The sequence below is a fragment of the Nocardia vinacea NBRC 16497 genome (assembly GCF_000308835.1).
Lineage (GTDB): Bacteria > Actinomycetota > Actinomycetes > Mycobacteriales > Mycobacteriaceae > Nocardia > Nocardia vinacea.
On record NZ_BAGN01000360.1, the window covers coordinates 1 to 8,055 of the forward strand.

Below are 8,055 nucleotides of genomic sequence, written 5' to 3' on the forward strand. Positions count from 1 at the left end.
ACCCGGACACGGTTGTATTCGAAGAAGTTACAGATGCGGTTTCCGTACCTCGATCGGCTCCCGATCCTGACGCATTGCCTAAGGTTCAAGCTGCCTTCGAGACAGCATCGGACTCGGCTGCACGCGGCGATGGCAGCAAGCTCGAGAAATTGCTGGCCACCATCCGGCAACTCGACAATCCCAGCTATATCGAATGTCTCGAGCTCCGTCTACGGGGACTGACGATCGCTCGTATTACCGACGAAATGGGCGGCGACCGCAGCCCAGGCGCGGTCGCCCAACTGTATCGCCGCGCCGTACGTGCTTTGGCGGAAAAGCTTGTCGTTGGCGGGATCTCGAAGGAAGAGCTCGCAGCAGATGCCGCGCGCGCCGGTTGGCGCGACGCCGTAACGCGCAGGTTGCGGGAGGCAATCCAGTCCGGCGCCATCCCTGTCGGAACGGTGCTGGTGGCTCGCGAACTTGCCGAACAACTGGGCATTCAGTCGAAAAACCCTGTGGGGCTGGCTCTTCGGCAGCTGGTGGACGAGGGGTATGTAACGAGCCAAGCGGGGGTAGGGACCACCGTTATAAGCCAACGGGGGGTAGCAGGGACCACCGTAACGAGCCGGGCGCCTGGGACGCCGACCTCGGGTACGGGCTGGCCGATCACACCGGCAGAGCTCATGTCGACCTTGGCGGGGTTGTCATCAAGTGAGGATCTGGCAACCGCAGCTGCCCGCGACGGCTGGCGGTACACGCTGGAGTCGAAGCTACGTCAGGCAATCCGCTCCGGGCTATGGCCCCACGGCCCCTTGCTGCCCCCGGCGCGCGAACTCGCGAAACACATTCGCACCACATCGGGCAGCTCCGTAGACCGGGCCTACCAGAAGTTGGTCGAGGATGGCGACGCGACAGCCGTCCACGGGGTCGGGACCTTCGCCGTACCTACACGGCCGGACTTGCCGGCCGAGAACGCGACAGATACCGATGGCGAGCGACCGTCCGGCGGTGCCGGTGGGCGGCGGTCCGGCGGACTGCCACCCGGCGCCGTCGAGAACTTCGACGGTTTCGATCCGATCGCGGAAATGGATGGGCGCACGCCCAAGGGACATGTGCCGCGAGATGTGCCGCGACCTGCCATGTTCTTCATCAAGGATCCCGACAGTGGTCGCCTGTCGGGCACCTCCGACTTCCCTCCGGTAAGTACAACCAATTCGGCCGCAAACGGTCCCGAGACGGGGCCCGCCACCCCGCAGGCGGGCACCGGCGGAGATCAGATCGCGGATCTGCTGGCAACCGTGGACGGCGCACAACTGGCGTCGGTACGGGATAGCGCCGTTGCGGAACGTCATGCCGCAGTGGTGGATTCACGCGCGGCGGTGGGTGCAGATCTGGAGCGCTTCCAGCAGCTGAGCCGGACAATTGATCGGCTCGGAGAGTTGACCGATGCGATGGAGCATCCGGAGGCGGTCGCCCCGGAACGGCTTCGGTTGCTGGTGGACTTGTTCCACGCGGAAGCCGAGCGGCAAGCGGCCTTGGCAGACAATGCGAACCGGCGCGGCGGACGTGATATCCGTGATGCACGGAGCAGGCAGGAGGCGGTCGATCGTTTGACTGCGGCCGCCGCGCGGGTCGACCAGGTTGTGGCGCAGTTGGCCATGCCGCAACCAGGTGACTCGGCGAATATCGATGTCCGGAGCTTGTTGGCGACGGTCAATTCAGACGCGTTGGAGTCGGTATGCGCGAATGCCGAAGCCCAACGTCGAGCTGCGGTGGTGGATCCGCGCACCGCAGCGCCGGAAGACCTCGCGCGTTTGCAGAGACTGCGCCGGAAGATCGAGCTGCTCAACGAATTGCGCAGCGCCTTCGCCCATCCGGAAACCCTTCCCCCGCAACGACTTCGCCTGCTGGTGCACCACTTCCACGCCGAAGCCGAGCGGCAAACGGCGGCGCAGGCAATTGCGGCGATCGCTCGCTATCGCGCGGCCGACCACCTGGTCCGTGGCCTGGCGAACGCGCTGAAACCGAGCAGGCCGGGCAGTACGCCGACTGGCCAGTCGATGGCGCAGCAGGCAGCGCAGCCCGAGCCGGAGCAATCGGCTCCGCAGCACGGTGGTAGCGATGCGCCGCACCAGGTTCGATTCCGAGCAGACGGGGGCGCTCCGGATTTCGAGGAACGGTCACGGTTTGCGCACGAAGTCTGGGCTGAGGTGGTCAGCCGACTGACCGACGATGAGCGCGCGGTACTGCGGCCCTTCGCATCGATCGATCGGGCGGATCGCGCATTCGTCGCCATGATCACTGCCGTATTGCGCGGCGAGCGTGAACTCACCCCGGAGTTGGCTCGGATCATCGAGGTCATCGACGACGTCCTACGTCGCCGTCCATTGCCGGAAACGATCGTGGCAACCTATGGCACCACCGATAGTCCGCTGGATTTGACCAACGATCCGACGGGAACCGTCCAGCAGCTCCCCGAATTCGCGCGAGCGGTGATCGGGGCGATCCCCGTAATGGCAGGAACTCGTTTCCACCTCGAGCTGACCGTTCCCGCTGGCACTCCCGCATTGTTCTTGAACGGATTGTCTCCCACTCCGACTTCCATTCCCGGACTCCTGCTGGCACGCGGTTTGCACTATCGCATCGACAGCGTCGAAGACCTCGGCAACGGTGGCTATTGGGCGATCCATGCGACGGTGGTACCTGAACTCGGTCCGCGATCCACCCTTGGACCAGACCAGGCGGCGCCGCCTGCACCAGAACAACAGCCACAAACGGCCGGACATCGCGTCGCACCCGATCCCCGAGCGGCGGCGTGGCCCGAAGCACCTCAGCAGAAACCATCATCTGCGGCGCAATCGGCACAGCAGTCAGTCCCACCCGCATCGGCATCGGCATCGGCATCCGGTGTCGACGATGTGCCGTCGCCTGTCGAGCAGCACACGACTGCCTGGCGGGATCATTACGAAGTCAATCTGATATCGGCCGCCGGCGTGACCGACCGAGGCGGGCAACCCGGCGCCAGGCACAGCGTGAACGAGGATTTCTTCACGCTCACGACGGCGGAGGTCGGCGGCGATCAGTGGACTTTGGCTGCGGTAGCCGACGGACTATCCGGCCAGGGGCACAGCGACGAGGCATCGCAGGCCGCGACCGAAGCAGCCGCGCCGATACTGCACGAGGAGGCCGCCCGTGTCGCGCACGGCGGCAGGCCGGACCCCAAAGGCACCGCGGAGCGCGCATTCCAGGCCGCTGAGCGCGCCGTTCAGCGTCTGATATCGGAGAAGTACAGCGATTCCGAAATTCCGCCCGCGACCACGTTTGTGGTGACTATCGCGACTCCGACACAACTCGTCACGGTGGCGCGCGGCGACTCTCCTGCTTTCTGGATTCCCAATGGCGACGGCCCCGCGGTCCCATTGATCCCCGATGACCCGTACCTCGTAGAAATGGCGCAGAGCCTTGGCATGACCGTCCACGCGCTGCAACACGCGGCGTTCGGTGCGAGCCTCAACCATTACCTCGGTCGGGACACCGAATCGGGCGAGCTGGAGCCCCACGTCTACGACCTCCCAGCCGGGAGCGGAACGGTCGTGCTGGTTACGGACGGTGCCGTAAATATCTATTACAAAGATCAGTCGAGTACGGAGTCTCCTGAACAGCGAATCGCCGACACATTCCGCCAAAAGCTGGCGGAATCGTCAGGCAACCTGATCGCCGCATCGAGAGCGTTCGTCCAGCACGCGATCGATGCGGGTGAACACGACAATGTCACCGCCGTACTGATAGGCAGCCCGTCCCGCGAGACCGGTCCCGCGAAATCCGCACACCCGGCGACCGAACGTAACGACGAACCCGCGCTCACCCCACCGAATCCCGGCCAGCGGTCGAATACACCGTCGGATGCGGACACGCCTCGACAGGAAGACGCGGTTGCCACCGGTGCGCCGACCTCCGCACCGAAGGGATACCGAGGTAATAACAGCGACATCCTCGGTCAGTCGACCTGGAGGAACTCGCCGGATGCCCGGGGAAAGACTATGGGCTCCGATGGCTTCCTCACATTCCACACACCGCCCGGTGACGTACCGGGCGTCGGGCGCGGCCGACCCGGTCCCACGTCCGCCGATTCCACCGAGTCACCGGCAAACGCGACGAGTGATGCCGCATCGGCGGAACCAGCGCGCACCCAGCCAGATGCCGATGCGAATCCATCGGCGCAGAGCCCACGCGGGGAGTTGGTCGTCGCGGCGGTTCCCCATGAAGAACTCACGGCTTTGTTCGCGTCCTACGGCGACACCGACAGTGGCTGGACCGGGGCGGATGGTACGTATTCGCGACGATTGCCGGACGGCCGACATTTGTGGATGTTCTCCGATGTATTCCTCGGGGGCACAAAGAATCCGGACGGGTCCAGGCGGAGACCCCCTTACCTGGTGAATAACGCCTTCGTCGTGCAGAGCGACGGTGAAATGTCGACCGTACACCACGGGACGACCGATTCTCCGCGACCTTTGATGCAAGCGGGCAAGGGCGAATTCTATTGGCTCGGTGGCGGATACGTCGCAGGCAACGTCCTCTCCGTGATGTTCATCCGGTTCGCCCGCAACGGTCGTGGTGTCTTGAACGCCACCTTCGAGGACAACCTGCTCGCCAGATTCGACGCCGATGATCTCAGCTTGATCGACACGACCCCGATGCCATCCACGACGGGCGTTGCGTGGTCGGCATGGCTGGACAATGACGGTACACACACCTACGTATACGGCTGTGAGGACTTAGGCGCCGACAAGTACATGCACGTGGCTCGGGTACTCGGCGACGACCTGCGCGGACAGTGGGAATACTTCGACGGTAGCGGATGGTCGACGAACGAAAACGATTCCGCCCGTGTCATGTCCGGTGTTGCCAACGAATACAGCGTGACCCGCTGGCGCGGCCGTTACCTGTTGATCACCCAGGACACCACGACACCCACCAGCCCCCGGATCGTGGCATATGTATCCGATTCGCCGGCCGGCCCATTCACCACACCGACACTGGTCTACGAAGCGCCCGAAGCCGGTGCCACCGGATCATTCGGTGATCCGAACGTAATCATCTACAACGCTCACGAACACCCCGATCTGCGATCGGGAGACGAATTGATCGTGAGCTACAACCTCAACAGCCTGGACTTCAAGGGCGTGCTCGACGACATGTCGAAATATCGTCCGAGGTTCGTTCGCATCACATTGAACTCTGGACTCGGATCCAGCACCGCCACAACCGATTCCGGCACACCAGATCCCGCAAAACCGTCGAACCACCGATCCACCGCGCAGCTCGAACCCCCAACCGAGGAAGCATCCGCCGTCAGCCAGTTACCGGCGTTCCCCGGTCGGCCGAGTGATGCGGCGGTGGAATTGTTCGAGCGAATCCTCGATGCAGAAGCTGCCGGCGATCCGCGGGCGCAGGAACTTCGAGCCGAGGCGGAGCTCGTCATCACCGACGACGCTGAGCGTGCCCATGCCGAGCGATACGTAGGGAACGCGCGCCGTACGGCCGCACTCGCTGCGGAATTGGACATCACGCAAGAACAGCTCGATGAGCTGATGACCGAGGAGTTGAGGCAGGCATTCCGCGGCGAGATCGTCATTCGGGTCACGTACTCGACTTTCCGCAAGATCCTCGCCGATGGCAGATTCAAAACGCTGTTCGAAGTTCCTGCAAAGGGCCGGCTTGCGCAATTACCGCTGGCAGCCAGGGCGCTGCTCGAACAGGAGTTGTTCGGGCATGCGAACGATCTGCCTGCGGAATTACGGCCGGTCTACGGTCGCATTCGCTCGGGTCGGCGCCCCTGGGTTCTGGACGGCGACCTTCCGACCATTCGCGAGTTCGGCGACGTCGATATCGTTGTCGCCCCGTCAGAGCGTGGCAGGACAACGGCCTGTGTTGGCAGCCCAACGTTTACGAAGGTCATACCGAGTAGCGTCGACGATCCGCGGCCCGAGTCGTTCGGTGCAACGCCGAGTGGGCACGACGAGTTCGGCTACTTCGGCCTCGAAGGCATCGGCCGCGACTATGACGGAGACCGTTTCCACAACAGCGCCCACATTCTGACCCAAACCCATGGTGGCGTTCGGACTCCCCATATGGCATTTGTCGTGTTCCACCGTGATCTTCCGGACCACGGTATGCGGGAGGACATGTCGTACGCCGGGATTCCCTGGTCTCACGCCGTCGATATGGACACCACGGAGTCCGACTCCACCGTCGCCGCAGGGCCGGCGCGCCAACTCAATACCGGCCTGGAAGCCCCGCGCAAGGACGGCAGAGTCCTGGGGCCGATGGAGAGTCCACAGGACAGCGGCGCGTCACCGGACGAACCAGCAACACCCGAACAAGGCAACACCGCGCCCACCACGAATCACGGCGCATCCGAGCAGGTGGGCGCCGAATCCGACGCCGGGCAACCGCACGAACCAACGACTCTTATCGAGTCATTCAAACGCCGGTATCTTAAAACAGAGGTTTCCATCGACGATGGCGTCGATCCGGCAAAGGCAGCAGCATTCCTCCAAACATTCGACCGCCTGCTCGAGAAGTACCCTACAGCGCGCATCCACGAGATCGGCTTCACCGACATCGGTAACACCATTGCCACCTATGAATGGATGGTCGAAGACTCGGAACTGCACACTCGGTCGATCGAGCTGAGCGCCGAAAAAATGGCCGAATGGTCACCGGAAACAGTAGAATATATTGCCACCCAATTGTTCGCCGACGCGATGGTATACGCGGGCCGGTGGCGAGCGGAGATACATGCGATAAAAGCGCTGCGCGAACATTTCGCGCCGGACGGGGTTGTCGACGAGGCAGCCTTCGATTCATGGCTGAGAGAACAGTTCAACGATAACTGCTTCACGAACGGTGTACTCAACATTCGTACGGCCTTGCGGTCTTCTTTTGGGTACGTCGAATCCGGAAAGGACCCCCGTGCAGGCGATAAGGTTCTGCACAAACTTCTGGTGGACCGCGCTGAAGAGTTCAGAGGACGTCAAGCCCCGGTCGGCAGGGCGTTGACCGACGCGGAGAAACGTTCGCTAGATATCAGGAATCGCAAGGCCTACGAACTCGAGGACGAATTCGGCGTTCGTGTCGTCGGCTACAAGATCCTGGATATCAGCGAGGATCTCGTCCTCCGGCATTACGAAATGACTCGCAAACTGCTTACCGAACTCCCCGGTCTACTCGCCAATGGCCCCGATGGCAATCCCCCCGTAGTCGGGTTTTGGCCGGCTGGCTCACGGGGTGTTACGTCCAATTTGACACTGGACGGTATCCAGTATCCTGCGCATGCGCTTCACATCAGTGAACGAATGGCTATCGATCCTCAATTGTTCGCCGATATTATGACGCACATGATCGCGGACGGAGTACTCGTCGGCGACAGTGCCCAGGAAATTGAGACAGTTATCGGCCATGAAACCGGTCACGCAGTATTTTTGCGCAGTGGTCTCGCCGACGATATGGAGGCCGAATACCAATTCATCATGAGGGAACTGGTAAAGCTCTTCGTCCAGACCAGCAAACCCGCCGAACTGGATGAGTTCCCGGCCTGGCTGGAAAGAGAACTCAGCGCCCGCAGTTTTGGAGACACCGATCTCGACAGCAGCGTGGAGAGGATTCTCGACCTGCACGAGTTCTACGCCGAGGCGTACAACGCGAGGACCATGCACGGAAAGCTGGCAACCGACGCCCAGAAGCTGGCATATTCGCGTGTAATGCAGGCGTATGCACGCGTCAAGGCAGGCAGCGGTAATGCATCCGGCTCGAGCGGGACGGGAGCGGGCACGGTATCGACGCGCTACTTTGTCGAACCGGATTCACGGCAAACCAGCATCACGACGATAGCCACGCTGAACCAGAGGCATGCCGATACCGTCACCCCAGCGTCGATAACCTCCACCGCAACCGATTCCGGCGACACCACCGCGGTTTCCGACCAACCTACTGCGCGCATCAACACCACCGACCTCGAATCAGGTTCCCCCGCAACCGATTCCGGTGCTGTCGAGGTCCCCGACTACGTCC

General features: G+C 62.6%; 3 protein-coding genes and 1 pseudogene. 2 read left to right on the top strand and 2 right to left on the bottom strand.

All coding sequences use genetic code 11. From position 1 onward, the window contains the following. Positions 1–245: 245 nt before the first annotated feature. Positions 246–905 (top strand): annotated as a pseudogene (locus ON44_RS54190) (GntR family transcriptional regulator); the annotation flags it as partial. A gap of 441 nt (positions 906–1,346) precedes the next feature. On the opposite strand, the gene ON44_RS52965 reads toward ON44_RS54190, so the two are convergent. Together ON44_RS52965 and ON44_RS52970 are read right to left on the bottom strand one after the other, a co-directional pair. After that, a complete protein-coding gene (locus tag ON44_RS52965) occupies positions 1,347–1,646 on the bottom strand; it encodes a hypothetical protein (protein ID WP_245567459.1) in 300 nt (99 codons plus the stop codon). Positions 1,647–1,697: 51 nt separating this feature from the next. Further along, positions 1,698–2,075, bottom strand: coding sequence for a hypothetical protein (locus tag ON44_RS52970; RefSeq protein WP_245567460.1), 378 nt, complete (start codon positions 2,073–2,075; stop codon positions 1,698–1,700). 417 nt (positions 2,076–2,492) lie between these two features. On the opposite strand from ON44_RS52970, the gene ON44_RS47240 reads away from it, so the two are divergent. Then, on the top strand, positions 2,493–8,055 hold a 5,563-nt coding region (locus tag ON44_RS47240), incomplete at its 3' end, for a DUF5005 domain-containing protein (protein ID WP_245567458.1).